The 26,510-nt window shown below is 59.4% G+C and carries 18 protein-coding genes, 1 tRNA gene and 2 pseudogenes; 9 read left to right on the forward strand and 12 right to left on the reverse strand.

All coding sequences use genetic code 11. From position 1 onward, the window contains the following. Positions 1–17: 17 nt before the first annotated feature. Entirely contained in the window at positions 18–839 is an 822-nt protein-coding gene (locus IVB24_RS00965) for an ABC transporter substrate-binding protein (protein WP_247771776.1), read from the reverse strand. A 269-nt stretch (positions 840–1,108) separates the two neighbouring features. Here IVB24_RS00965 and IVB24_RS00970 point away from each other — a divergent pair, with 269 nt between their 5' ends. The 3 genes from IVB24_RS00970 to IVB24_RS00980 all read left to right on the forward strand — a co-directional run bounded on the left by IVB24_RS00970 (position 1,109) and on the right by IVB24_RS00980 (position 5,229). Beyond that, positions 1,109–2,548, forward strand: a complete 1,440-nt coding sequence (locus IVB24_RS00970) for a DUF1254 domain-containing protein (RefSeq protein WP_247771777.1) — start codon at positions 1,109–1,111, stop codon at positions 2,546–2,548. A gap of 38 nt (positions 2,549–2,586) precedes the next feature. After that, positions 2,587–3,021 (forward strand): DUF2721 domain-containing protein, encoded by a 435-nt coding sequence (locus IVB24_RS00975; protein ID WP_247771778.1) that lies wholly within the window; start codon positions 2,587–2,589, stop codon positions 3,019–3,021. A gap of 837 nt (positions 3,022–3,858) precedes the next feature. After that, positions 3,859–5,229, forward strand: coding sequence for a transposase (locus IVB24_RS00980; RefSeq protein WP_247771006.1), 1,371 nt, complete (start codon positions 3,859–3,861; stop codon positions 5,227–5,229). 289 nt (positions 5,230–5,518) lie between these two features. On the opposite strand, the gene IVB24_RS00985 is transcribed toward IVB24_RS00980, so the two are convergent. Further along, entirely contained in the window at positions 5,519–7,282 is a 1,764-nt protein-coding gene (locus IVB24_RS00985) for a HAMP domain-containing methyl-accepting chemotaxis protein (RefSeq protein ID WP_247771779.1), read from the reverse strand. A 472-nt stretch (positions 7,283–7,754) separates the two neighbouring features. Further along, positions 7,755–8,237 carry a tail fiber domain-containing protein gene (locus IVB24_RS40145; protein WP_346771353.1) on the reverse strand — a complete coding sequence of 161 codons (483 nt, stop codon included), beginning with the start codon at positions 8,235–8,237 and terminating at the stop codon, positions 7,755–7,757. Between the two features lie 807 nt (positions 8,238–9,044). Here IVB24_RS40145 and IVB24_RS00995 point away from each other — a divergent pair. Continuing rightward, complete coding sequence (locus tag IVB24_RS00995) at positions 9,045–10,415, forward strand: transposase (protein ID WP_247771006.1); 1,371 nt, start codon at positions 9,045–9,047, stop codon at positions 10,413–10,415. A 584-nt stretch (positions 10,416–10,999) separates the two neighbouring features. Here the strand turns inward: IVB24_RS00995 and IVB24_RS01000 are convergent. Beyond that, the gene (locus IVB24_RS01000; protein ID WP_247771780.1) at positions 11,000–13,537 is read right to left on the reverse strand and encodes a phage/plasmid primase, P4 family; all 2,538 of its coding nucleotides are present in this window, start codon (positions 13,535–13,537) and stop codon (positions 11,000–11,002) included. 68 nt (positions 13,538–13,605) lie between these two features. After that, the gene (locus IVB24_RS01005) at positions 13,606–14,256 is read right to left on the reverse strand and encodes a hypothetical protein (RefSeq protein WP_247771781.1); all 651 of its coding nucleotides are present in this window, start codon (positions 14,254–14,256) and stop codon (positions 13,606–13,608) included. A 99-nt stretch (positions 14,257–14,355) separates the two neighbouring features. On the opposite strand from IVB24_RS01005, the pseudogene istA reads away from it, so the two are divergent. From istA to IVB24_RS01025, 4 genes and pseudogenes are all read left to right on the forward strand, one after another. After that, a pseudogene (gene istA / locus IVB24_RS01010) lies at positions 14,356–15,846 on the forward strand (IS21 family transposase); the annotation flags it as partial. A gap of 8 nt (positions 15,847–15,854) precedes the next feature. Then, the gene (gene istB / locus IVB24_RS01015) at positions 15,855–16,718 is read left to right on the forward strand and encodes an IS21-like element helper ATPase IstB (RefSeq protein ID WP_346771335.1); all 864 of its coding nucleotides are present in this window, start codon (positions 15,855–15,857) and stop codon (positions 16,716–16,718) included. A 51-nt stretch (positions 16,719–16,769) separates the two neighbouring features. Further along, entirely contained in the window at positions 16,770–17,831 is a 1,062-nt protein-coding gene (locus IVB24_RS01020) for a recombinase family protein (protein WP_346771354.1), read from the forward strand. Then, complete coding sequence (locus IVB24_RS01025) at positions 17,828–18,247, forward strand: hypothetical protein (protein ID WP_247771782.1); 420 nt, start codon at positions 17,828–17,830, stop codon at positions 18,245–18,247. Before IVB24_RS01020 ends, IVB24_RS01025 begins: the two co-directional genes overlap by 4 nt. A gap of 59 nt (positions 18,248–18,306) precedes the next feature. Here IVB24_RS01025 and IVB24_RS01030 read toward each other — a convergent pair whose 3' ends face one another. From IVB24_RS01030 to IVB24_RS01045, 4 genes are all read right to left on the reverse strand, one after another. Next, positions 18,307–20,016, reverse strand: a complete 1,710-nt coding sequence (locus IVB24_RS01030; RefSeq protein ID WP_247771783.1) for a DUF2326 domain-containing protein — start codon at positions 20,014–20,016, stop codon at positions 18,307–18,309. Beyond that, entirely contained in the window at positions 20,006–20,248 is a 243-nt protein-coding gene (locus IVB24_RS01035) for a hypothetical protein (RefSeq protein WP_247771784.1), read from the reverse strand. The genes IVB24_RS01030 and IVB24_RS01035 overlap by 11 nt, the downstream gene beginning before the upstream one ends. Continuing rightward, entirely contained in the window at positions 20,241–21,197 is a 957-nt protein-coding gene (locus IVB24_RS01040) for an SMEK domain-containing protein (protein WP_247771785.1), read from the reverse strand. Before IVB24_RS01040 ends, IVB24_RS01035 begins: the two co-directional genes overlap by 8 nt. Positions 21,198–21,680: 483 nt before the next feature. Further along, positions 21,681–21,770, reverse strand: a tRNA-Ser gene (locus tag IVB24_RS01045). Between the two features lie 194 nt (positions 21,771–21,964). Between IVB24_RS01045 and IVB24_RS01050 the strand changes: the two are divergent. Then, positions 21,965–22,305 (forward strand): annotated as a pseudogene (locus IVB24_RS01050) (hypothetical protein). A 56-nt stretch (positions 22,306–22,361) separates the two neighbouring features. Here IVB24_RS01050 and IVB24_RS01055 read toward each other — a convergent pair. From IVB24_RS01055 to IVB24_RS01065, 3 genes are all read right to left on the reverse strand, one after another. Next, positions 22,362–23,825, reverse strand: coding sequence for a trehalose-6-phosphate synthase (locus IVB24_RS01055; RefSeq protein ID WP_247771786.1), 1,464 nt, complete (start codon positions 23,823–23,825; stop codon positions 22,362–22,364). Between the two features lie 241 nt (positions 23,826–24,066). Beyond that, on the reverse strand, positions 24,067–24,885 hold the full coding sequence (gene otsB / locus IVB24_RS01060; protein ID WP_247771787.1) for a trehalose-phosphatase: 819 nt from the start codon (positions 24,883–24,885) through the stop codon (positions 24,067–24,069). 4 nt (positions 24,886–24,889) lie between these two features. Then, positions 24,890–26,374: an MFS transporter gene (locus tag IVB24_RS01065; RefSeq protein WP_247771788.1), complete on the reverse strand. Its 1,485-nt coding sequence runs from the start codon at positions 26,372–26,374 to the stop codon at positions 24,890–24,892. Positions 26,375–26,510: the final 136 nt, after the last annotated feature.

Genomic DNA, 26,510 nt, shown 5'->3' on the forward strand with positions numbered 1-26,510 from the left:
CGATTGCGTCAGGTCTGTTATCGTGTCCGCATCGACGGATTTGGTGGCGACAGACAGAAAGAGACTCGCAGCGAAGTGAGATCATCTGGCGGTACCGGCGGAGCTCCGCGCAAGGTTCCCTTTGGAATGTCGTAGCTCTCATAGTATTGCGCAACGTTGGCGACCGCCCCGGCCGATTCGATTTCAATCGGCTTCGGAGCCGATGCCTTGGCACCATTCTGCTGAAACATCTCTCGGATTTTCGCCAGGTAGTTCTCGGTCAGAGGAACGACAGCAAGCAGGGCGTGAACCTTTCCCGACGACAGCGCGGCCGCCGCCTCCGCAACGAAAACGTTCTGGAAGCTCACCTTGGCACGATCGAACTGATAGACTTGCTTCAGGGCTTCGACGACCGTCCGATTAGCCTGTCCTCCGATCACGCCAATTGTTGTGTTGTGCAGATCGCCCAGACCTTCGGCGCTCACAGTTGACGAAGCCACGATGAGAACCACACCGTGGGTCACAAGAAGCACGCTTCGCGCGTCTGAAAGGCCGCCTGTATCGGCACGAATCACAGCAAGGTCCGCTCTGCCCCTAGTCAGCATATCGGCGGCCTCCGCGGACGTGCCTGCATTGACGACTTTAAGTCGGACAAGAGCGCCTGATGCAGTTAGCCGGGCCGAGATCGTGGAGGTGAGCAGTTGCGCTTCACCGTCAGACGATCCCGTTGCGACCGTTAGAATCACCGGTCTGGTAAAATGGCGATAAATGAACCAGCCGCCGCCAATGATGGCAGTAGTTGCAACCCCGACAACGACGATCCGGAGCCATCGCGGCAGGTCGGTGACGAGAGTCGGCATAGCCCTCAAGCCCAGCGAACTACGTCCACATCCTTGATACGAACACGCGAGATTGTTCGTCTATGCAAATCGGACGTCAGAGAGATGCTCTTCGGGGGGATTTTCCGCGCCTTGTGCTCTGGTTTTGCCGATTGTCAGCCGCAGCGGTGCTCACAAACAAAGGAGATGACCGTTTTTGCATAGTCGCCGCAGCCATGCAGCCGGTAGGATTGCGGTCAAGTTCCTCGAGGCTGACACCAAAGCCCGAATACATTTTAGGGAATGTTCACATGTTAACGAAACGCGACCTGCTTCGCTCCGCTGCGGTAGCCGTAATCGTCGCCCCGATCGTGAAGTCTGCCCCTGCAGAGGCACAGAACAAAGCCGACTGGCCCCATCTATTGGAGGCCAAGGACATCGCCGAAGAAGGCTTCATCTACGGCCTGCCGATCGTAATGAACTACGCGGTAATGCAAGAGTATGCCGTGGACAGAAATTCAGGGCAGTTCAAAGCGCCGTTCAACGAAATCAAAAATCTGCATCACGTCGCTACCCCAGAGGATACTGCTGTTATTACGCCGAACAGCGACACCCCCTACTCGGTGCTGTGGCTGGATTTGCGCGCGGAACCCGTGGTTGTCTCGGTGCCGGCGATCGAAAGGGACCGCTACTACGCGGTCATGCTAATCGACGGCAACACCTACAATTACGGCTACATCGGCACGCGCGCCACGGGGACGGAGGCAGGCGACTATTTGGTAGTCGGCCCTGACTGGAAAGGCGGAACGCCGAGCGGAATCAAGAAGGTCTTCCGATCGACGACGCCGTTCACGCTCGCGGTTATCCGCACCCAACTCTTCAATCCCGGCGACATGCCGAACGTCGAGAAAATTCAGTCCGGCTACAAGGCGCAGCCGCTTTCTGGTTTCCTCAAACAGCCAACCCCGCCCCCTGCACCGAAGATTGATTTCCTCCCCGCCACCACGGCCGGGATTAAGGATAACTTCTTCCAATATCTCGACGCGGCCCTGCAGTTCGTCCCAGAGACGCCCAAGGACAAGGCGATACGCGCAAAACTAGCGAGGATTGGCATTGGTCCCGGAAAGACCTTCGTGTTCAAGGATCTCTCGCTCGAACACAAAGCCGAAATCCTGGTGGGTATGAAGCAGGGCGACGACAAGGTCGATAAATGGCTGGCTACCGGAAATAAAACCATCAACGGCTGGAGCGTCGGCTCGTTCTTTGGCGACGAGGCATTCTTCAACGGCGACTGGCTGATGCGGGCCGGCGCTGCCAAGGGCGGTATCTATGGCAACGATGCCGTAGAAGCCATGTACCCGTATACCCGAACGGATGCGACCGGTGACGCGCTCGATGGCAAGCACAAGTACACACTCACATTCGCGCCCGGCCAGTTGCCGCCAGTGAATGCGTTTTGGTCCGTTACCATGTACGACGGCAAGAGCCAGCTCTTGGTCAAGAACCCGATCAACCGCTATCTAATCAACTCCCCGATGTTGCCGGGGATGAGAAAGGAGGCGGACGGCTCAGTGACGCTGTACATCCAGAAAGACAGTCCCGGTACGGACAAGGAAGCAAATTGGCTCCCGGCACCCGATGACAAGATCTATCTCGTGATGCGCCTGTATTGGCCAGACCCGAACCCCCCATCGATCCTGCCGGCTGGACAGGGAACATGGCAGCCACCTGGCATAAAGCGGGTTTCGTAGCAGGGTTGGTCCCTCGCGCAGATAACTGACTGAGTGCAATGTCCCCAGATACACCGACGGTCAGCCAGCTATCGCATGTCATCTCCCAATCGGCAGCGCCAGCGTTCCTTCTTGGAGCGCTGGCCGCCTTCATTTCTGTCCTGATTTCCCGCTTGAATAGGATCATCGATAGAACAATCCTCTTGAACGGCATCGCCGACGAAGACACGGGCAGGTCCCGGCTGAAGATGGATCTTCCGCGGCTCATGCGTCGAGCAGCGATGCTGAACCGGGCGATCTTCTGGGCAGTAACCGGCAGTATCGCCGTGACCGTCCTTGTGATGGTCGCGTTTGCGAGCGCTTTCCTTGAGATCCGCCACGAGCACGGAGTGGCTATTCTTTTCATGGTTGCACTTGCCGCGTTCGGGGTAGCACTTGTTGATTTTGCGCGGGAAGTGCGGATTGCGCTGGGCGAGCTAGATCATTTCGCTTGATGCCGTTGCTCAGCCCAGCGCCAGACGTCAGCATGAGTATGCATTATGGCTGACGAGCCCACTGATCCATCTGAAGACATGTCAGCAAGCTGACGTAGCTTGGGGTCCCACCGACGGCCTCCTGCCCGACGCAGCTCTCCTTTTGCAGCCCCGGCATTTTTGACCATAGGGAGCCGAGCTGCCGCCGTGCCTTTTGCTCATCATTGACGCAGCTCTTGAGCGACTGACCTACGCTGAGCCCAGCCGTCGCAGCTAGGTCGAGCTTGCAACTGCGGGCAACGTCGAATTTCGGCACGGTGTCAGCTACGGGGACAAGCAGCTGTGAGCCCACAATCAGCACCGAGATTGAAATTGGCATGATGGCACCCTGCCCGTTCGAGGTCGCTCGCTAGAGATCTCCTTCTCCAGCATGTGCTCAGTTCGGGCGGAGGTCTATGCAAAAACCGACAGGCTGACGTCTCAGGCGCAGAAGGAAGGATTGGGACCGATCCATCAAACCACAACAAAAACGCTTATTTACTGCTGCACCAACTCCATTGCTTGTACCACAGGACTGTGCTCGTGTCGATTGTGCCCTGTGGGTCCTTCACAATGCCGGATAGCGCAGCAATACCTATAAATAAGCGTGGGAGGCTGGGCAGTTTGTCCAGCACTCGGACGCGCGACGGCCACCGCTCCTAGACTCGCACCCTTTGGTCTGCTCTTCCACTACGAGGGGACGTTATGGCCCAGCACCTGCGATGCCGGCTTCGGGCCGATTTTGTTGCAAAAGTCGGTTGAGACAAGTCACGAAGCGTGATTCCGTTGTGTTGACGCGAATCTCGGCGAGGTCGATCCATGATGGGCCGTCTGAAGAGTGACCAAGGTCAACTGTTCTACGAGTTTTGTCTTGGCGACGCGGTTCCTGAAGATCATTTGGTGCGGAAGATCGATGCTGCTCTCGATCTGTCCTGGCTTCGCGGTGAACTAGCATCTCACTATTCGTCGATGGGGCGCCCGTCGATTGATCCGGAACTGATGATCCGGATGCTGGTCGTGGGGTATGTCTTTGCGATCCGCTCGGAACGGCTGATCTGCCGTGAAGTGCAGGTGAACCTCGCCTATCGCTGGTTCTGTAAGCTCGGTATCGAGGACGCTGTCCCGGATCATTCGGCGTTCTCGCGCGCCCGCAACGAGCGCTTCCGCGATGGAGATGTTCTCCGCCGCGTGTTCGAACGGATTGTCGAGACATGCATTGCCGCCGGTCTGGTTGGTGGCGAAGGATTTGCAGTCGATGCGAGCCTGATTGCGGCCGACGCGAACAAGCAGCGCTCGATCGCAGGTCACGATTGGCGCAGGGATCGCGATCCGGCCAGGTCTAGCCGCGCGGTGAAGGAGTATTTGGCAACCCTCGACGATCCGGCGTGGGGAGCCGCCAGCGATGTCATCCCGAAATTTGTCTCGCCATCCGATCCGGCAGCGCAGTGGACCGGCGCTCACAAGGGGCCGGCATTCTTCGCGTACTCCGACAACTATCTCATCGACGTGAAGTTCGGCGTCATCGTTGATGTCGAGGCCTCCCGCGCCATTCGCCAGGCCGAGGTCGGTGCAGCAAAGACCATGATCGAACGGACCGAGGAGCGCTTCGGTCTCAAGCCAGAGCGACTTGTCGGGGATACCGCTTACGGAGCGGCTCCAATGCTGAACTGGCTGGTCGAGGAGAAGGGCATCGCGCCACATATCCCTGTGTTCGATAAGTCGAAGCGGGATGATGGCACTTTCTCGCGGAGCGACTTTCGATATGACCCGATCGGCGACGTTTACCACTGCCCGGGTGGTAAGCGGCTTGGGACGAGCGGTACCGTGCACGAGGGCAAGACCCTTCTGTATCGTGCAAGCAAGCTCGACTGCGATGTATGCCCGCTCAAGCCGCAGTGCTGCCCAAAGGAACCATCACGCAAGATCCCGCGCGATATCCATGAGCATGCCCGAGACGTTGCCCGGTCGTTCGCTGGCACCGAGGGCTTCGAGCTCTCTCGGCGTCAGCGCAAGAAGATCGAGATGAGGTTCGCACACTTGAAGCGCATCCTGAAGCTTGGTCGGCTCCGATTGCGCGGCCCGCAAGGTGCCCAGGATGAGTTTGTTCTAGCCGCCATCGCCCAGAATCTGAGGCGATTTGCATCGCTGGTCGCACGACCGCCACCGGCTCAGGCTCTGCGCATCGCGTAGCGTAGCGTCGAAGTTGCGTAAAATGCGTCAGGGCCAGCGCTTCAGAGCGCGGCTCAACGAAAGGCCCAGCGGCCAAATCCATTGCAGCCGACTTTTGCAACAAAATCGGCCAGTTGCCGACATCGCGGGCCAAATAGCCCAGACGACCACGGGCGCGAACTAGCGAGCCAAGGCGGCTATTTGCGCCGGTCGAGAGATTATCCTGGCCCATGAAGGCGGCGCACAGTTTTGGGCGGGCGAGCCTGCATATCGCGCTCATGCCGTTCTTGGCAGGTACCCCGCTTCAGGGTTACGCAGCCCTCACTGTGCTAAGAAACTTGCCAACCTCTAGCTTGAGACGATTAGAATCACCGGAGAGTAATTGCGCAGCAGATAAAACTTGCGAGGAAGCCGACCCGGTCTCGCTGGCTCCCCGCTGCACATCCATGATGTTGGAGGAGACCTGCTGGGTGCCTTGCGCCGCCTGCTGGACATTGCGGGAAATCTCCTGCGTCGCCGCGCCCTGCTCTTCCACCGCCGCGGCAATGGTCGACGAAATCTCCGACAGCCGCTCGATGGTGCCGCTGATTTCCTTGATGGCGCTCACCGATTCCTGGGTCGCCGCTTGAATACCGGTGATCTGCTGACCGATCTCGCCGGTCGCCTTTGCGGTCTGCTCGGCCAGGGCTTTAACCTCCGACGCCACGACTGCGAACCCGCGACCGGCTTCACCGGCACGCGCGGCCTCGATGGTGGCATTGAGAGCCAGCAGATTGGTCTGGCCGGCTATGGTATTGATCAGTTCTACGACGTCGCCGATGCGCGCGGCGGCCCTCGACAATTCGCCGACGCGATCATTGGTAGTGCGCGCTTGATTGACGGCGTCACTGGCTATCCGGGCCGAGTCCTGCACTTGGCGGCTGATCTCGTTGACGGACGACGTCAGTTCTTCGGTGGCCGACGCCACGGACTGCACATTAGTTGAGGCTTCCTCCGAGGCCGCCGCAACCATGGTGGTGAGCTTCTGCGCTCGCTCGGCAGTGGAGGTGAGCGTGCTCGCGGAAGCCTCGAGTTCGGTCGAGGCCGAAGACACGGTATCGATGATCTCGCCGACAGCGCCTTCAAAACTATCCGCGAGCTTGATCATGTCCGCCTTGCGCTGCTGCGCGGCAGCTTGGTCTTGCTTGATCTTGGCTTCGGCTTCCGCTTGGGCCTTCTTTGCTGACACCACCTTGAATTTCTCGACCGCGCCAGCGACCTGGCCAACTTCGTCCTTACGGCCGAGGCCGGGCAGCACCACTCCGAAATCACCCTCGGCAAGCTTCTCCATGGAAAGGCTTAATGCGCGCATGGGACGGGCGATAGTAAAAATCGAGAACAGGCAGCTTGCGATCAAAAGCAACGCCGCCGACAGTCCTATCGTCAGCGAGAGGAGCTCGGCCGAAGCCATTTCCTTTGCCGCAGTGGCGTTGGCCTCATCCGCGCTGCTCTTTGCAAATTCAACAATCTTATTGGCAAGGGCCTCAACTTCATTCGCGATGGGCAAAGTCACCTCGCGAGCGACGCGGACGGCTTCGTCGTTGAGTTTCGCGATCTTTGCAACAGCCTCAGCCGGCAGTTCGCCGCCGGCGGCACGCTTAGCTTCGATGCCGATGATCTCGGTCCTGATCGTTGCGATCTGCTGGGCACCCTTGGCGTATTCGCCAATACCGCCCTTGAGCTTCTCCATGCGTCCGCGATTTTCCGAGGAATGGCTCAGCTTCAACATCGCATCGGCAAATCCGTGGGCCCGCGTCACTCGGGCCGCAAGGTACTCGCTGGCCGCTTTGAAATTCTCAGGGCCGTTGGCGAGGCGCATGTCGCGAACGCCGATCTGCATACCGCGCTGGGCCGCCTTCGCCTCGGCAGCAGTGAGCGCGATTGTCTGTTGCTCGGTCGCGGTCTGACTAGCTTTTTTAACGGCCCAATTGCCGGACATCTGCGCGTAGATCATGAGGCCCACCAGAAGAATGCTCAGAGCCGAAGCGATCCCAATCTTGGTTCCAATGCGCAAATTCTGGATCATGCCAATCATATCGGTACCTCAAATTGTGTTCAGCACATCTACGATGTCCAGTCCGCAATTGCTGATTTTGGGGGGCGAGCGACGGTGCTCCTGGCTAAACCTGAGGCACGACCGGTGTCATTAGTGTTAACACTTGGTTACGTAGAATTACGGGTGCGTCCCCGCATGCCGTTGCGGACGACCTCGCCGCAACGGCATAGTTGGACATGGTCGTGGTCGGGGAAAGATGGTCTGCAGTGGCGGGATACCAGGCGATCCTGGCTCGTAAGCGCCGCTATCGAGTTCAAAGAGAAGTCCGTTATGGGTCAAAGGCTGCCCTACCAGGGCTGCTTCACCTGGGTCGGCTCATCTGTTGCAAGCCGGCGGCTCTTCGAGCACAGGGCGGCAACGGGGCCACAACCAGAAGTCGGGGTCCGCCAAATAGCGGGGCGCACATCAAGATGCAGCAAGCGCGATTCATGCGCTGGCTTTGGTCGCAGCCCTAGTGCTCGACTGGTGTGCCAGCCGGGACCTGAGCGCCTGACGCAGTCCACTGGTCGTAAGTCTGAAACTTCACTCCAACCATGTCATAAGAGACTCGTAGGTAACCGTCGCTCCCGCGGAGCACCGCACCGGGTATTATCGTCTGCACTTCCTGAGCCATCACTCCGACGTAGGCCTTATTGCCGCCGTTGTAAGTGAAGCGATAGAAGCCGATTCCATTTTCGAGGTGTCCAATAAGGGAGATGTCGTGCTTGAGCATCATGTCGGACCTGCGGACTACCCGGCGCGTAGTTCGCCGTGCAACACCTCGCACTCCGACTACTGGTGCGACAACGGCCGCGCCCACGGGTCGGACGACGCAGCCGGCGCGGTAAACACCCGCGGCACAATAAACAACAGCGTTCGCTTCAGGTATCTCGACAGCCATGATTGCGGAGAAGGTCGTAACGCCGAGCACTGCGAGGAGGATCGAACGCATCATTTTCTCCCTCATCTTATGTTGACTGGTAAGAGGTTCTCACCAGGATAGGAACAGACTTCTGTCTGGCGAGCAAGCGTTCTTAGAAGAAGTACCTGCCGCCAGTGCGCGATATACGATCGAAGTAGCAGGCATAAACGCCCCTCAATGTCCGCTCAGCACCAGGGTCCTGTCTGGCAGGACCAAGGCCTGGATGCGCAGCAATGTTGCGCGCACGATACCGGTGGTGTCAACGGCGTGTAGCGCAAAGACACCCTCGACAATGCGTTCAATTGAGGTGTTTGCGCAGCTTCCTGAGGATCTCCCGTAGATCGGGCGCGTACTCTTCGACTATTTCCCGAATTTCAGTGGCGGGCGGCAAAGTCGGCTCCACTGACCTCTGCCCGATGGTGGTTTCTTGTCGGTAAATCGATGCTTGCCTTGGGTTCGCGCCCACCGTTACTCGTGGAGCTTGATGTCGCGCACGCCTTCTTCACCGGGCGTATGTGGCTCTTTTCCGGTGAGCACGCATTCGCCACATGTCCAGTTTCAATGCGAACTCGTCCTTCGCAGAGGCTTCGATCGTCATGAAGGCTAATAGCAGGGATGCAACCGGCAGCCTCGCGCCTGCGAGTTGGCGGCGGAAATGCAGCGACTGAATGGTGATTGCTCGGCGAAAGGTTTTTCAGCATCATGCGAGGCCTTTGTTCGCGAGTTGGCGGGAAGCCTTTGAAACCTCTGCTAAGGGCCGATTTTGTTGCAAAAGTCGGTTGAGACAAGTCACGAAGCGTGATTCCGTTGTGTTGACGCGAATCTCGGCGAGGTCGATCCATGATGGGCCGTCTGAAGAGTGACCAAGGTCAACTGTTCTACGAGTTTTGTCTTGGCGACGCGGTTCCTGAAGATCATTTGGTGCGGAAGATCGATGCTGCTCTCGATCTGTCCTGGCTTCGCGGTGAACTAGCATCTCACTATTCGTCGATGGGGCGCCCGTCGATTGATCCGGAACTGATGATCCGGATGCTGGTCGTGGGGTATGTCTTTGCGATCCGCTCGGAACGGCTGATCTGCCGTGAAGTGCAGGTGAACCTCGCCTATCGCTGGTTCTGTAAGCTCGGTATCGAGGACGCTGTCCCGGATCATTCGGCGTTCTCGCGCGCCCGCAACGAGCGCTTCCGCGATGGAGATGTTCTCCGCCGCGTGTTCGAACGGATTGTCGAGACATGCATTGCCGCCGGTCTGGTTGGTGGCGAAGGATTTGCAGTCGATGCGAGCCTGATTGCGGCCGACGCGAACAAGCAGCGCTCGATCGCAGGTCACGATTGGCGCAGGGATCGCGATCCGGCCAGGTCTAGCCGCGCGGTGAAGGAGTATTTGGCAACCCTCGACGATCCGGCGTGGGGAGCCGCCAGCGATGTCATCCCGAAATTTGTCTCGCCATCCGATCCGGCAGCGCAGTGGACCGGCGCTCACAAGGGGCCGGCATTCTTCGCGTACTCCGACAACTATCTCATCGACGTGAAGTTCGGCGTCATCGTTGATGTCGAGGCCTCCCGCGCCATTCGCCAGGCCGAGGTCGGTGCAGCAAAGACCATGATCGAACGGACCGAGGAGCGCTTCGGTCTCAAGCCAGAGCGACTTGTCGGGGATACCGCTTACGGAGCGGCTCCAATGCTGAACTGGCTGGTCGAGGAGAAGGGCATCGCGCCACATATCCCTGTGTTCGATAAGTCGAAGCGGGATGATGGCACTTTCTCGCGGAGCGACTTTCGATATGACCCGATCGGCGACGTTTACCACTGCCCGGGTGGTAAGCGGCTTGGGACGAGCGGTACCGTGCACGAGGGCAAGACCCTTCTGTATCGTGCAAGCAAGCTCGACTGCGATGTATGCCCGCTCAAGCCGCAGTGCTGCCCAAAGGAACCATCACGCAAGATCCCGCGCGATATCCATGAGCATGCCCGAGACGTTGCCCGGTCGTTCGCTGGCACCGAGGGCTTCGAGCTCTCTCGGCGTCAGCGCAAGAAGATCGAGATGAGGTTCGCACACTTGAAGCGCATCCTGAAGCTTGGTCGGCTCCGATTGCGCGGCCCGCAAGGTGCCCAGGATGAGTTTGTTCTAGCCGCCATCGCCCAGAATCTGAGGCGATTTGCATCGCTGGTCGCACGACCGCCACCGGCTCAGGCTCTGCGCATCGCGTAGCGTAGCGTCGAAGTTGCGTAAAATACGTCAGGGCCAGCGCTTCAGAGCGCGGCTCAACGAAAGGCCCAGCGGCCAAATCCATTGCAGCCGACTTTTGCAACAAAATCGGTCACAAGCTGACCATGCCAGGCGTTCACGACAAGTCAGCTGTTGATGCAAAACCGGCCCGGTGCGTCGCCGGGGTGTGCGGCCATGCTTTGGTAGGCAGCCCTCCTTGAATGTCCTTTGCAAATTCTGCGGCATCCAGCGGGCCGATCGCTTCATCGCGGTCGATCCCTTTTGTTTCATGGGTCCTTCTGGCTTCTCGACCGGCCGCGGGTAATTCGCACCCCTCAGTATCGCTAGCCGGAGCACTCCAAAAGTTAGGTTGACACGGTTGACAAGGTTGACACCCGGTTGACATCGAACCTGCGCGCGCTCCGACACTTCAGTGTCCTGAGCTAGTCCTTCCTGCGCGCGCGGGCGCGCGCTTAGGGGGTTATGTGCAAAGAAGTGTCTAAAGTGTCGAAACTGTCGGAAAGCCTCAGTTTTCTCGGTGTTTTTGGGCCCCGACACTTCCTGACCTCTCGCATTCCCCGACACTTTCAACTGTCGTTTTCGGCCTCATCGCCGTCCAAATCGTCCTCAGCCGGGGCGCCAACCGCGATGTCAGCCACAGCCTTGGTGGCCACGATGTCCTTCCAATAGCGCTCCTCCCCTCGGGATTGCTCGTAGTCTCGCTCCTTCATCGCGCTGGTGAGGCTCTTCTTCGTCCACGGCCGCTCGCCGTTCCTCCTGCTCCAAACTACAAACAGGTTATGGAGCTCCGCATTGGACAGACGCTGCCCCTCCGCCCGCATAGTGCATTCTTGGAGGAAGCGACCGAGAACGTCGCTATCACTGCGGTATTCCTCCGTCGTCTCCTTGATCTCATCGGGGACAAGAAGGCCGCGGTCCATCCAATCGCGCAGCCCATCAAGCAATCGGTTTAAGATGCCCGAAGCCTCCGCCTTGAGCTTCGTCGACAGCTGCCTATCAACATCTTGTTCGGGAACGGTAATTGCCCAGCGGACCATGATCAGGCGGCGCCACGTCCCCTGAGACGCCTCACCACCGTCCACTTTCGGCCGGTAGTTGCCCGACATCGTCAACTTGAACTGCGGCTTAAAGCTGAAAAAGCCCTTGTTCAGCTCACGGGCTTGGATCGTATCGCCTCCGGTCAGAAGCTTTACGTGGCTTTCCGACAAACGCGCGTTGCGCGCCGGCTCATCAGTATGAACGAACCTGATCCCTGGCAGGAGCGCGAGATCCGGCGTCGCCTGGCCTCCGCTCCGTCCCCTGCCGTTGTCCATGAAAGTTTCAACGGCGAGCGAGCACGCATAGTCGCCGTAAATCGACGCCCACGCCTCCACCAGCGTTGTCTTGCCGTTGCGTCCCTTTCCCCAGAAGAACAGCAGCTTTTGTTCTGACGTGTCGCCGGTCAGCCCGAGTCCCGCCCATTGGTGTAGGAACCGCTGCACTTTAGATGAGGGCTGAACCTTCTTCAGGAAGGCGTCATACACCGGACACGTCGCGCTTGCCTCGTATTCGGCATCGATGACCTTTGTGATCAGATCGGCGGGATCATGAGGATAAAAGCTGATCGGATCCTCGTCTGCGCAGTTGCGATTGACCTTAAGAGTCCCGTTCTTTGTGTTGATCTTCATGGGATCGGCATCGAGCCGCGCCTGGTCGACCGCCATCATCGGCCCGGCCTGCTTGCGCAATGCGGTCAAATGCCGATCGTTTTCTGTTTCTCTGCCCCAATCCCTCAACTTGTCGGACAGCCTGATTTCGCGCTCGCATTTGGCGCCGGGAGATCGAACTTCAACGACTGCATCTTCATCGCTCCCGCACAGCGCATCCGCCTCGCGCTGGATGGATCGCGCCACGTACTGAGCCGCAATTCGCGCCGCGTCCTCTGCGCCGTTCATCGTCCATCGGCAGCCGTCCCACTGAAACCACCCTCGCGTCGGCACCGCCATGAGCCGATCCTGCATCCGGCGGGCAAAGCGTTCGGCATTACCTAGATCCGTAAGGGGACACTGAGCCAGTTCTCTGTCGAGCAGGATTTGATGATCCTCATCCAATCCGAGGCGCTCAAGGACAGAGGCGGCGATATTCGGTGCCGCTTGCGCGACGTGGGCGACCTGCTCAGCAGGACGGCTTTTGGCCGCGCGCGCCGGGACTGACCTCGGTTCCGCGAGACCGCGCGCAAAGCCGGAGGCGATTGTCGTTTTTGACTTTTCAATGTTTGGCCATTGCCGAGCGACCGCTTCCAGGGAGGCGCGGGCCAAAAGCTCATCAAGATGTCCCGAGGCTGCAAGTTGCGCCAGCTTTATGGAGCTATGAAATAGCGTATCATTGCGAGTGCCATCAGCCGCGTTTCGCAAGGCGCTGATTTCATCGGCAAGTGCTTTTAGCCCGTAGGTTTCTTTAGCCGATGCGCCGGCGGTCTGGGGCGAACTCTCGCGTCGAGGTGTTATCGCCAAGAAGCGCAGGAGTTCGGCGGGAGCGCAGGCCACGGCGGCATCCTCCTCGCCTTGCCAAATATAATCGGCGCCGTCTGATCGAAGTGAAGGAGGAACAACGACATATCCGCCGTCCCCTCTCACATCGATGCGCTTCAAGATGCCGGCACGATTGCGCAGCATCGCTCCGCCGCCCTCCGGCAATCGAAAGTACAGATGCAAACCACCACGCGGGGTGCGGCAGACCCGTGTCGGCGGCAGTGGGCAGCCCAGCGTGGCTTCGAGGCGACCGAGGATTTCCGCCGCGTCATAGATCTCGCCTGTCTTGCTATCCGTTCCGGCGTCGATATCGACCACGAAGGCGCCAATGGGCGCGCCAGTCGGCACCCCGATCATCGCGGCAGGATATTTTCGCCACCAAGCTTCGATCTGCGCCTTGTCTTTGGTCGCCTTCTTGAGACCCCCAGACCCTGGGATGGCTTTGCCAGTGGCCGGATCAGCGTCTCCCTTGACGAGCGGCTGCTTAGTCTCGGGATGACACGGGAAGACCGGCCAGCCCCTGGCAGCGTACGCCAGCGCCGCGGCCTTTATCCTGCCGGGCTGTCCAACCCGCCCCCGTTCCCGGCTATTCATCGTGCACTCCTTCCACCTCGAAAACGAGGTCGAAGAAGGCCGTTACCCGGATGATTCGAGCACGCGGCCTACTTGCCGGTTTTTTGAGGAGGTAGGCCTTTTTGACCGAGGGCTGGGACGAGCTTCCTTTCGTGCAGCTCCATCTGCCTCTTCGCTTTCCTTTGGCGCCTTTTGAGATCGTCCCTGGTTGGGTCGCTTTGGTCGCCGGCGTCGAGCATCAGCTCAATGGTCCAATATTCAGCCTTTGCCCGGCTATAGCCGTGCAGCGCGCTAATGAGCTCTCGCAGCTTATATCCAAGGGCCATCTTGTCTTCGTCATGCTCGCCGGTTGCAAACTCAAAGACCTTGTGTACGAAGCAGAAAAACGGCGAGCCGTCCGACGAGCTCGCGCTTCCAGGGTGATAGGCGTCGAACACATCGAAGGCCTCCCGAATGAACCTGTTCTTCACCGGGCCGAGAAATCGGTCTTCATAGTTTTGAGCACCGCCGCGGTCAGCGACCTGACCGTCGCCAAACACCTTTTGCAGCGTGCCGACAACCTCGTCCATCTGGTCGGCTATGCGCGAGGACAGTTCAACAAACTCGCCGGCATTTTCGTCTTCGTAGGAAGGCAGCCAGCGAAGCGCCACGCCATCGCTAGAACGTTCCGAAAGGCCCCGAAGATGGAAGCGAGACCATCCTCCGAGTGAGGCAATCGCCGAATTGGTGTGTTTCGGCATGGAATAAGGACCCCGTTTTCGGGGTGATCGGCATCCAATCGGGACCCCGGGATAAGGGTCCACAGTGGCTTCCATCGAGTCATGGAAGCCGAGGTTGGGATGCTGGTGGTGGAGACGATTGGTAAGATCCGTCGCGCCTACTTTGTTGATGGTCGTCCGATCAAGGCGATCTGCCGAGAACTTGGCGTATCGCGGAAGGTGGTTCGCAAGGTCATTCGTTCTCAAGCGACGGAGTTCCGGTACGAGCGCGAGACGCAGCCGCTCCCGAAGATGGGTGCCTGGAGTGCCGAGCTTGATCGGTTGCTGGCAGGGAATGAGAGCAAGGCGGCGCGGGAACGGCTGACACTGATCCGGCTATTCGAGGAGCTTCGCGGCCTGGGTTATGCCGGCGGCTATGATGCGGTTCGTCGATACGCCAGGCGCTGGAGCAAGGAACGCGGGCAATCGACCGCGGCCGCTTATGTCCCGCTGAGCTTTGACCCAGGCGAAGCCTACCAGTTCGACTGGAGCCACGAGGTGGTCCTGTTGAGCGGCACCACGGTAATGGTGAAGGCCGCCCATGTCCGGCTCTGTCACAGCCGCATGCTGTTCGTGCGGGCCTATCCGCGGGAGACGCAGGAGATGGTGTTCGACGCCCACGACCGGGCGTTCGCCTTGTTCAAAGGCACCTGCACCCGCGGCATCTACGACAACATGAAGACCGCCGTAGAGACGATCTTCGTCGGCAAAGGGCGTCTCTACAATCGTCGCTTCCTGCAGATGTGCAGCCACTATCTGGTCGATCCGGTCGCCTGCACGCCAGCGTCGGGCTGGGAGAAGGGGCAGGTCGAGAACCAGGTCGGGCTGGTCAGGGAACGCTTCTTCACGCCGCGGCTGCGGTTCAAAAACCTCGAGGAATTAAACGCTTGGCTGCTCGACAAATGCATCGCCTACGCCAAGGCTCATCGCCATCCGGAGCTAGTCGATCAGACGATCTGGGACGTGTTCGAAGCCGAACGCCCCAAACTCGTTCCCTATGCCGGCCGCTTCGACGGCTTCCATGCGGTGACGGCATCGGTCTCGAAGACCTGCCTGGTGCGCTTCGACAACAACAAATACTCGGTCGCAGCCAGCGCAGTCGGACGACCGGTCGAGGTTCAAGCCTATGCCGATCGCATCGTGATCCGTCAGGATGGACGCATCGTTGCCGAGCACCCGCGATCCTTTGGGCGCGGCGATACCGTTTACGACCCCTGGCATTATGTGCCGGTGCTCGCCCGCAAACCCGGCGCCTTGCGCAACGGTGCTCCCTTCAAAGACTGGGTGTTGCCGGCCGCGATCGAGCGGATCCGGCGCAAGCTTGCCAGCACCGACGATGGCAATCGGCAGATGGTCGATATCCTCAACGCGGTGCTGACTGACGGTCTGCCCGCGGTGGAAGCGGCCTGTGCCGAAGCGCTCAGTCACAGCGTCCATTCCGCCGATGTGGTGCTCAACATCCTGGCCCGTCAACGTGAACCCGCCCCACCGGCCAACATCATGACACCGGCCGCACTGACGCTCCGTCATGCACCGATCGCCGATTGTGCCCGCTACGACAACCTCCGGAGGACCATCTGATGGAACGAACCCAAATCTTCGACCTCATGGGCGAACTCAAGCTCTACGGCATGAAGGCTGCCTTCGACGAGATCATGGCAACTGCCGTCAAGCGCCAGCACGAACCTCAGCGCATTGTCGGCGATCTGCTCAACGCCGAGATCAACGAGAAGCAAGCCAGGTCGATCAAATATCAGCTCACCATTGCCAAGCTGCCGCTTGCCAAGGACATCGCCGACTTTCAGTTCGACGGCACGCCGATCAATCAGACTCTCGTCAATGATCTCGCTGGCGGCGGCTTCATCGCCCAGCAACGCAACGTCGTGCTGGTTGGCGGCACTGGCACCGGCAAAACCCACCTGGCCATTGCAATTGCAAGAAGCTGCATCCGATCCGGTGCCCGCGGCCGCTTCTTCAACGTCGTCGACCTCGTCAATCGCCTCGAGACCGAGACCCGCAACGGACGGCAAGGACGGCTCGCCGAGCATCTGACCCGGATGAACTTCATCGTGCTGGATGAACTCGGCTATTTGCCCTTCGCCCAGTCCGGTGGCCAGCTTCTGTTCCATCTCGTCAGCCGGCTCTATGAGCGCGCCTCCGTCATCGTGACCACCAATCTTGCGTTCGGCGAATGGCCGAGCGTGTTCGGCGATGCCAAAATGACCGCCGCGCTACTCGACCGATTGACCCATCACTGCGACATCGTCGAGACCGGCAACGACAGCTGGCGATTCAAAAGCCGCGACGATGTTCAAACAACCCGCGCTCGCGCCGTCTCCGCAACCCCGACCAGCTCCGACGACCCGAGCGCTACCAGCAGAGCACGCCGATCAAAGGGGTCCATTTTGGATGCCGATAGGGGGTCCCAGTCAAACGCCGATTGACACCCCGCCCTCAAGCGCCTCCTGGTCGACATAGAGGCGGGCAAAGTCGACGTGGTCGTCGTCTACAAGATCGACCGCCTGTCGCGGTCACTGATGGATTTTTCCAAGCTGGTGGAAGCGTTCGACCGACGCACGGTCACCTTTGTCTCCGTCACACAGGCCTTCAACACCACGACGTCGATGGGAAGGCTGACGCTCAACATCTTGCTGTCCTTTGCACAGTTCGAGCGCGAGGTCACCGGCGAGCGCATTCGCGACAAGTTCGCGGCTTCTCGCAAGAAGGGCATGTGGATGGGCGGTTGGGCCCCATTCGGCTACGAGGTCAAAAATCGGAAGCTGGTGATCAATGAGCAGGACGCGGAGACTGTCCGGTGGATCTTCCGCAGGTTCGTGACCCTCGGTTCTGCCACCCTCCTCGCCCGAGAGCTCAAGCAGAAGGACGTCCGCAATCGCTACGGCCAGGCCATCGACAAGGGCGTCCTCTACAAGATGCTCAACAACCGGACCTACATTGGAGATGCCGTACACAAGGGTACCGCGTATCCCGGCGAGCACGATGCGATCATCGAACGCAAGCTTTGGGACCAAGTGCACTCCATCCTGCAGGAGAGCCCTCGCAAGCGTGCCGCAAAGCACCGGGCGCAGACCCCTGCCCTGCTCAAGGGCCTGATTTTCGATCCCGCTGGCGTTGCAATGTCTCCCACTCATACCCGCCGCCGTGGCAAGCTGTACCGCTATTACGTCAGCCAGCAGACCATCAAAGGCGCGGCTGCATCCAGCGCAGCCTTCCGCGTCCCTGCAGGCGAGATCGAGGAGATTGTCGTCGACCAAGTCCGGCGCGTACTCGCTTCGCCCGAGCTGATTGTCGCGACCTGGAAGCAAATGCGTGTCCACATGCCCGGGGCCACCGAGCGATGGGTCCGCGATGCCCTCGTCGATTTTGACCAGGTGTGGGGCGAGTTATTCCCAGCTGAGCAATCCCGCATCCTCCATCTGATTACCGCCAAGGTGGTCGTCGGCGCTGCAAAGGTGGATTTGCACCTTCGGGTGGATGGCTTCGCTTCGCTTGTCGCGGACCTGAAGGGCAACGGGACAATCGCGGAGGCCGCGTGACAGCCAAACTCAAACAGAATGTGCGGCTCAGCCGCGATGGACGCGAGCTAGTCGTTAGCATCCCGGTCGATTTCCGGCAGAGCGGCGGCAGGAAGCAAATTGTAGTCCCTGCCGGCGTGGAGGCCTGGACCGCTCCTCGATCACGACCAAGCAACAGCCTGATTACTGCTCTGGCGAAGGCGCACCGATGGCGCCGACTTATTGAGATTGGACATTATGCTTCGGCCGCAGAGCTTTCCAAACGCGAGGCAGTTAACGAGTCCTACGTCTGCCGAGTGCTCCGCCTTACTTTACTCGCTCCGGATCTGATCCAGTCGATCTTGGATGGTCGGCAAAGCAAAACACTTGAGCTGAAATCGTTACTGAAACCATTCCCCGCGGACTGGTCGGCGCAGCGGAAGCACTTCATTCAATAGCGGCAGGCAGGCATCCGGCCTTCGGCCGGCCAATACGTGTTCGGCAATTAAGGCGAGCCTCAACCGAGTTCTTGATAGTGTTTCTTGAGAAATCGGTTGCTCTTGGTAAAAGACGCTATGACGCTCTGCTCCAGTTCGTCGAACCAGACCTCTTGCCGGCAGTGCTCAATTCGGTCGATGTTTAGCGTCAAAATATACTGCTGATCGTCGTCAAAATCGGCCCGAGTAAGCAGAAATTCCAAGCTCCTTTGCAAGGTGTCATCGTCTACATCAAAGATGTTATCGTGCACCAATAATCCAGGATGGCGAACCTTGGTGAAATCGTTCAGCATCAGCGCGACGTCGTAGATGAAGACCTTTTCCCTCTCGACACTATGGCTGCCATCGTCGTCTATCCGTAGCACGATATCGACGACGTGCTTCTTGTTTGTGGTGCGAACGTCGAATGATGCTTTGCGACTACCTTGAACAAACTGATGAATGGCCAGGATCGTCCGCTCGAAGGAGCGAAGCCGGTCCGCAGCGCTCGATATACTCGCCTGAAGCCTCAACCTTTCGGCCTCAATCTCCGACTTTTTGGTTTGGCGTTCGATCAGCAATTGGTCGTACCGGCTGAAAAACCCTTTGAGTTGACCGAGTTCGTCGCTCTTGGCTTGGAAAGATGCGTAAGTCTGACGTAGATTGCGCAACTGGCCCTCTTGGTCGAGGACGGTCACGAGCTTGCCATAGCGCCTGTCGAACTCAGCAAGCTGCTTGTTGATATCCCGGATCTCGATGTCGAGAACTTTCGACTTCTCATTCAAGAGGTGCCGCTGAAACTGTTCGATCTTCGACTTGAACGAGATGACCTCCGTTAACTCGCGAACGATGCTGGTACCCAAGCCGGCACGCAGCTGGTCGTAGAAGTCGCGAATCTCTTCGCTGTCTATGCTTGGTTCGACTGCGATCGGTGCCAAACTGGCCGAACGCCGAACCAGCACCTCCTTTCGACTGCGCAACTCCCCCATTTGGTCTTCGATCTCAAGAATCTCGTCTTTTACTATGTCGTAGGTTGGCGCATTCTCTAAAGCGTCAATGCCTTGACGTATTGTTTCGACTTCCTCATCGAGGGCATTAAGGTCGGACCTGGCATCGTCGAGATCCTTCTGACGGACGAGCCTCACGCTTTCCTTGATCCGAGCCTCCTCGATGGCGATCGCGTCGAGCTCTTTCTGAGTGCGCTTGATTGCCCGGTATATGCCGAGGTCGACTCCGAGCAGCATTAGGTGAGGTGCGTAATTGTCTGGAATGCGGGCCTTGGTGTCGAAGCAGGATACGATCGACTTGAATTCTGACCGTTCGTCTCTGATCAAAGGGCCGAGGATCTCCCGAAACCCAACGCGCGTATCACCTCCTTGGAAGAGCCTCCCCGTGAGGAACTCGGTTGCGTCCTCAACCTTGGCGTACACCGTTTCATGTCCGTTCACCACAACACGAGGATGCTCCGACTCCTGAAGGGACCTTTTAATGGTGTAGCGGACGGCATTCAGCTCAAAGTCGACGCAGATAAAAGTACCTGGATCAAAGCTCGCCTTTGGAATTTTGGCCACTCGGCTCTCTGCTTTGCGCTTTAGCAAAGCGAAGTTTAGGAACTCGATGCAAAGCGACTTGCCGACACCATTGTTCTTGGAACTGGTGTCGTCACTTTCCCCCAATATGACGTTGACCCTCGGTTCGAAAACGATGGGGTCGATAGTGGGGGGCTCGGTGTAGAGGCGATTAATCCGCATCGCGGACGACCACGTATGGTTCGTCAAACTCGATGAGTCCGACAGCGTAGAGGAAGGTTAGGCCAAAAAGGAACGAATTCGAGGAGAACCAAGCCTCGCGCTTGAAATGGTCTACGACATCAAAAATGCTCATCCGGCCCCCGCCAGACTTTTTCAGATAGCGCGCAATCTCGAAGCCGATGATAGCCGGGGCCTTAGTCAAAGCTTCGTCCTTAAGGAAAATATTAGGCATCGAACGCCCGCTTGTTCGGGAATATGTTGCACGCGATCAACTGATCAATAAGGTAGTAGCCGATGGCCCCGTCATCGAACGGCACTTCACTGGCGCCCATCATAAGAAGCACCTTCCGCGCCAACACATCCAGCGCAGCCTTCGGGTCGCCTCCGCAGTCGGTAAGCACGCGGTCGCTCCAGTTCATGAGGTAGACTTGTAGCTTGCGCACGCGAACGTGTCCGAGGTCGGAATACTTGTTCACTTCTGCAAGAGCGCGTCCGTATATCTCGTGTAGGTCCACGTACCTGCGCTCAAGAAATGCAGCGTGGTCCGCGAACCTGTCTCGGATTTTTCCCTCAGGATCGGGATCTTCCCGGTTGTCGGACGCCGACTGCCCTCCTTCGGCAGCGCTGAGGACCTCGATAACTCGGATCAGTGTGCCAACCTCATTCGCTTGGCGGGGCACCGCTATAGCGAGCTCATCCCGAAGGAAGTCCCGGCAACGTTCGAGCTTCCCTAAGGACAAATCTCCAATCTTCCTCAGCAGTTCTCGGACGTCCCAGACGTCGTCTGTCAGGGACAAGCTAAAGCCGCCATTCCCTACGAGCGTCTCGCGGTATCTCTTCTTCTCCCCGATTATCAGGACCACCAACCGATCGTACTTTCCGTTGAGCCCGGAAGCGACGAAGCCATTGTGGGTATGCTTGATCTTGGCAAGGTCCGAGGTCGAAGTCACCTGGATGGCGATCCGCCCCGTTTCATCGCCCAAGTCGATTGCCCGGGCGTTCTTTTCCACGATGTTGATATTTTTGAGCTGGTATCCAAGCGCCAAGTTTAAGAAATCACGGAAGAACGTCTCGGCATGAATGTTGATGTCTTGAAGATTGAGACCATTGAGGTGCTCGACCGACATCCTCAGGTGCGTCAGGTAATGAGAGATGTCTTCGAGAAGGCGTGCGCGGTTCATAATGATGCCAGACCCGTCTCGTAAACCTTCATTAGTGTTAGCGTTAGGGGGCCTCGTTAGCTACTTCGAACTTGCCAAAGGACAACCTTGCTGTGGAGTGAGGCTTCGACGCAGATTAGCTTTTTGCTTCGCAATCAGCGGCTCCGAACACAGCATTCGCGCGAATTTCTCAACTCGGCAGGGGGGCGAAGCTGCAATCGTCCGAGCATTAAGCACAGCGCGGGCAAGTTGTTTTTGGCGTTCTTGCGGGGCGAGTGGACGAGAAAACCGGCCGCTTGTGGGGAAAGTAAATACCTGCATCGCAATGCTTTTTGACGTCCGTTCCTTATCGACGAAGTACAGAGGTCTGGAGAAACCAGGCGCGAGAGAGAACAGCCTGGGTGCAAGCTTACTGCCCGAGTACGGTTTACCTGTAGAAGGCGAGCCATATCAGCGGCTAAAAGCGCCCTCAAATACTCCAGAGAGGACGTTCGAAACTGAGGGTGGCGGAGAGAGTGGGATTCGAACCCACGGTACGGTTTCCCGCACACACGCTTTCCAAGCGTGCGCCTTAAGCCACTCGGCCATCTCTCCGGAGCGCCCTCTCTTGAAGGGGCGCCGATGATTTTGCAAGGGATCGCAGGGAAATCGGGCGATTTTTCCGTAAGATATTGTATTTACGAGATAATATCTGGCGTTGCGGATGTCCTGACCCGCCTACCGGCTGAACCCTTGACGGGTTTGGCGCGACGATTCACGTGAGAACAGCAAACCCGACTGGGGACGCCATGACCCTCCGCAGCACCATCGCCGCCCTCAGCCTGATTTCGGCCCTCGGCCTCGCCTTCGCTGTGCCGGCCGCCGCCCAGATCTGCAACCGGCAAGGCGTCGACGTGAGCTGCGACGACGGGCGGCGCGGGGTGCTGTCCGGCGATGCCATCCTCTGGCGGACGGCACGCGCTCGAGCTCGACGCCGCATCAGAGCGTGATCATCGGCAACAAGAGCTCGGTGCATGTCGGGCCCGGCGTGTTCGTCGGCCAGGGCAAGGGCGTGGTGCCGATGGACGATCCCAATGCGCCGAACAAGCGGCAATGCGCGATTCTGGATGGAGTGTCTTATTGCTATTGACGTCTTTCCTTCGCCCCTTGCGGGAGAAGGGAAGAACATCGAGCGGCTCTCGAGAGCTAAATCAACCGCACGCCTGAGATCGCCGACTTCAGCCAGCGCAATGCCTGGGGCGGCTGCGCGGCGAGCGGGGCGACCGCAGCCTTCTCGGTCCGGCACTTCTCCAGTTCCTCGACGAAATCGGCCGACCATTGCTGGATGGTGTGGCCGCGCAGCTTCTTCATCATCGCGTCCCAGCGCATCTTGCGCTCGGTGAGCGGCATCGCTGCGGCGACCGCAATCGCGCGCGCCATGCCGTCGATGTCGTGCGGATTGACGAGCAGCGCGGCATCAAGCTCTTTGGCCGCGCCGGCGAACTTCGACAGCACCAGCACGCCGGGGTCGGCCGGATTTTGGGCTGCGACATATTCCTTGGCGACGAGGTTCATGCCGTCATGCAGCGGCGTCACCACGCCGATCTGCGCGGTCCGGTACAGGCCCGCCAGCACGGCCTGGCTGAAGCCCTTGTTCAAATAACGTATCGGCGTCCAGTCGACCTCACCGTGGCGGCCGTTGACGTCGCTGACGAGGCGAGCGACGTCTTGCTGCAGATTGCCATAGGCTTCGATGCCGCCGCGCGAGGGGTTGGCGATCTGGAGCAGCGAGATGCTGCGCGAAAACTGCGGCTGTTCGGTCCAGAGCCGGTCGAACGCGCTGATGCGGTTGACGAGGCCCTTCGAATAGTCGAGCCGGTCGACACCGATTGCGAGGCGCTCGCCATTGAGGCTGCGCCGCAGCCGCGACACGTCGGGATGCGTGGCTGATTTTGCCGCGTATTGCGCGAACTTCTCCGCATCGATCCCGATCGGGAAGACCTCGCAGCGGGTGCGGCCGTGCTGCGAGATCGCAACGCCGTCCTCGACAGCGAGGCCGAGCTCGCTTGCGACATAGCCGAGAAAATTCTGGCAATCCTCCGCGGTCTGGAAGCCGAGCAGATCGTAGGCCAGCATTGCCGTGACCAGCTCGCGATGATTGGGCACGCCCTGCATCACCGCGGCGACCGGCCACGGCGTATGCAGGAAGAAGCCGATGGGGTCGTCGACGCCGAGATCGCGCAGTTCGGCGCCAAGCGCGAGGAAATGATAATCCTGCACCCAGAACGCGGTTTTGTCCTTTCGGAAGCGCATCAAGGCGCGCGCCATGAAGGCGTTGACCTCGCGATAGCTCACGTAATCGTCGCGCGAGACGCGGATCAGATCGCTGCGCGAATGCAGCGCGGGCCACAGCGCCGAATTGGCAAAGCCTTCGTAATAGCCACCGTAATGCGCCGCCGGCAGATCCAACGTCGCAATCGCGCCCGATCCGAGCGCCTCGATCTCAGCGAACGGTTCCTTCTGATGGCCGTCACGCACGCGGCCCGAAGAACCCACCCAGATCGCGCCCGAATGTTCCACCACCGGCAATAAGGCCGCCGCGAGGCCGCCCGTCATGGGCTCGTTAGGCTTGCCGCGCGCGACGCGATTTGAAACGACGACTAAGTTCACAGGTCGTCCCCTCCTGTTTCATTCCACCCCATTTAACTGCCGTTCATCAATATGGTTCCTGTCATCGTTTCAACCAATTGAAACCAAAATCAGGCACGCGCGTTGGAACGGGTTTCCCTTTTTGGAACCCGGGATTCCACTGCAAAGTCAGCTTATGCCGCCAGGTTACGCAGCACGCATCGCGGCGCGCGACGGCCCCGCTCCCAAAACATCATGTCTGCGGCGTGGCGTTGCCTTTGTTTCACCTTGGATCGAGCAGGCGGGCAAGAAAGGCACGCACGTCGTTCGGTGCGTCGAAATGGCCATTCACGCCCATCGCACGGCGACCGACCGAGAAGGCAAGCCCGTTCATGTCGGGCATGATCGCGAAAACGGTTTCGTCGGTGACGTCGTCGCCGATGAAGATCGGACGCCGTCCCTTGAACGGCTCGCGCGTCATCAACTCACGCACGCCGGTCGCCTTGGTGAAGCCGGAATGCTTGATCTCGCAGACGAACTTGCCGGGCAGCACCTCGATCGGCGCGTTGGGCAGATCCGCACGGATCACCGAAACCGCTTCGTAGATCGCCTTCTCCGCATGCGGCGCGAGGCGGTAATGCAGTGCGAGCGAATAGCCCTTGTCCTCCAGCAGAATGCCGGGGCTGAGCTTTGCGATCGCAGCTAGCCGCCGCTTCAGCTCCTTGTCCAACGGGGGCGCGGGTACGTCTTCGGCATCATCACCCACGGACAACCGCAACTCGGCGCCGTGACCGCCGACGGCGCTGAACACTTCGGGAGCGAAGATCAGATCGATGTCGTTGAGCGAGCGGCCGCTGACCAGCGCCAGCGCCCCGGAGGTGCGCTCTGTCAGCCGGTTCAGCGTGTCCGACAGGCCCGGCGGCACCCACACTTCGCGCGGCGTCGGCATCAGGTCCAACAGCGTGCCGTCGATGTCGAGCAGGATCGCGATGTCGTCGAGATGCGGCACCAGCGCGTGCGGCACCGGCACCGCGTCGGGCGCTTCGTCATCCAGCATGGTGCGGTTCTGGTCCGATGCCATTTCTGCAAGTTCCGATTTCATCAGTCTACTCCATAAAGGCGAGCGGCCGGGCGATTTGTTCGAGCGATTTGCGTTCGGCGGAGACGGCGTAGCGCCACGCCACGATCGCGGCGGCGATCATCAGGGCCGACCCCAGCAGATAGCCGGCGAACACGCTGGTACGAGAGCCGGTATCGATCAGCACGCCGAACAGCGCGGGGCCGGCCACGCCGCCGATCCCGGTGCCGACCGCATAGAACACCGCGATCGCCAGCGCGCGAACTTCAAGTGGAAAGGTCTCGCTGACGGTGAGATAGGCCGCGCTGGCGGCCGGCGAGGCGAAGAAGAAGATCACCATCCAGGCGATGGTCTGCCCCTGCGCCGTGAGCACGCCGATCGAGAACAGATAGCCCGAAAGCGCCAGCAACAGGCCCGATGCGCCATAGGTGAACATGATCATGACGCGGCGCCCCAGCGTATCGAACAGCCGGCCGAGCAGCAGGGGCCCAAGGAAATTGCCGGCGGCGAAGGGGAGCAGGTACCAGCCGACGTGATCGGCCTTGATGCCGTAGAAATCGGTCAACACCAGCGCGAAGGTGAAGAAGATGGCATTGTAGAAGAACGCCTGCGCGCTCATCAGAACGAGGCCGACCACCGCGCGCTGCCGGTATGCCGAGAACAGCGTGTGAACGACCTCGCGGATCGGCGTGTGATCGCGCATCTTCAGCCGCATCTTGGCAAAGCGTCCATCGCTCGCGTCCTGGTCGTGTCCGATCACGGAGCGTTCGATCTCGTCGACGATGGTGTGGGCCTGCTCGGGGCGACCATGAATCATCAGCCAGCGCGGACTTTCCGGAATCCACATTCGCATCAGGAGCACGAAGAGACCGATGACGGCACCGATCAGATAGGCGAGACGCCAGCCGTAATCGGGCGCGATCACGGCGGGATCAAGCAGCACGATGGACGCGACCGCGCCCATGGCGGCGCCGATCCAGAAACTGCCGTTGATGACGAGATCAGTCCAGCCGCGATAGCGCGCCGGCACCAGCTCCTGGATGGTCGAGTTGATCGCGGTGTATTCGCCGCCGATGCCGGCGCCGGTGAGGAAACGAAACAGCGCGTAGCTCGCGACATCCCAAGACAGCGCGGTCGCGGCCGTCGCCGAGAGATAGAGCGCCAGCGTGATGAAGAACAGCTTCTTGCGGCCGATGCGGTCGGTGAGCCAGCCGAAGCCGAGCGCGCCGAGCACCGCGCCGGCGAGATAGGCGGAATTGGCAATGCCGAGATCGAAATTCGAGAAGTGCAGCGACGGACTTTGCTTCAGCGCGCCGGAAAGCGCGCCGGCCAGCGTCACCTCGAGCCCGTCGAGGATCCAGGTGATGCCGAGCGCCACCACGACTCGGGTGTGAAAGCCGCTCCAGGGCAATGCGTCGAGCCGCGCGGGAATATCGGTCTCGACGATGCGACCGGTCACGGCTGCCGCAACCAGAGGAACATCATTCGGCGCTGGGCTTCGCTGCAATTCCATCGGGCCATTGCGTTCGATCAATGGAAACGACCCCGGTTCACATGGTGCGAAACGGGGACGATCCGATCATTGGGGGTGCGGCATTCCGCCTGCCACCTGCGACAACGTCTGCGGCAAGGCCGGGTTCCCGCGCAAG

The sequence above is a fragment of the Bradyrhizobium sp. 192 genome, from assembly GCF_023100965.1.
Classification (GTDB): Bacteria; Pseudomonadota; Alphaproteobacteria; order Rhizobiales; family Xanthobacteraceae; genus Bradyrhizobium; species Bradyrhizobium symbiodeficiens.

Excerpts from the sequence above, each read along its gene's own strand:
- IVB24_RS00965 (WP_247771776.1), bottom strand. The coding sequence starts at position 839 with ATGCCGACTCTCGTCACCGACCTGCCGCGATGGCTCCGGATCGTCGTT.
- IVB24_RS00970 (WP_247771777.1), top strand. The coding sequence starts at position 1,109 with ATGTTAACGAAACGCGACCTGCTTCGCTCCGCTGCGGTAGCCGTAATC.
- IVB24_RS00975 (WP_247771778.1), top strand. The coding sequence starts at position 2,587 with ATGTCCCCAGATACACCGACGGTCAGCCAGCTATCGCATGTCATCTCC.
- IVB24_RS00980 (WP_247771006.1), top strand. The coding sequence starts at position 3,859 with ATGATGGGCCGTCTGAAGAGTGACCAAGGTCAACTGTTCTACGAGTTT.
- IVB24_RS00985 (WP_247771779.1), bottom strand. The coding sequence starts at position 7,282 with ATGATTGGCATGATCCAGAATTTGCGCATTGGAACCAAGATTGGGATC.
- IVB24_RS40145 (WP_346771353.1), bottom strand. The coding sequence starts at position 8,237 with ATGATGCGTTCGATCCTCCTCGCAGTGCTCGGCGTTACGACCTTCTCC.
- IVB24_RS00995 (WP_247771006.1), top strand. The coding sequence starts at position 9,045 with ATGATGGGCCGTCTGAAGAGTGACCAAGGTCAACTGTTCTACGAGTTT.
- IVB24_RS01000 (WP_247771780.1), bottom strand. The coding sequence starts at position 13,537 with ATGAATAGCCGGGAACGGGGGCGGGTTGGACAGCCCGGCAGGATAAAG.
- IVB24_RS01005 (WP_247771781.1), bottom strand. The coding sequence starts at position 14,256 with ATGCCGAAACACACCAATTCGGCGATTGCCTCACTCGGAGGATGGTCT.
- istB (WP_346771335.1), top strand. The coding sequence starts at position 15,855 with ATGGAACGAACCCAAATCTTCGACCTCATGGGCGAACTCAAGCTCTAC.
- IVB24_RS01030 (WP_247771783.1), bottom strand. The coding sequence starts at position 20,016 with ATGCGGATTAATCGCCTCTACACCGAGCCCCCCACTATCGACCCCATC.
- IVB24_RS01035 (WP_247771784.1), bottom strand. The coding sequence starts at position 20,248 with ATGCCTAATATTTTCCTTAAGGACGAAGCTTTGACTAAGGCCCCGGCT.
- IVB24_RS01040 (WP_247771785.1), bottom strand. The coding sequence starts at position 21,197 with ATGAACCGCGCACGCCTTCTCGAAGACATCTCTCATTACCTGACGCAC.
- otsB (WP_247771787.1), bottom strand. The coding sequence starts at position 24,885 with ATGAAATCGGAACTTGCAGAAATGGCATCGGACCAGAACCGCACCATG.
- IVB24_RS01065 (WP_247771788.1), bottom strand. The coding sequence starts at position 26,374 with ATGGAATTGCAGCGAAGCCCAGCGCCGAATGATGTTCCTCTGGTTGCG.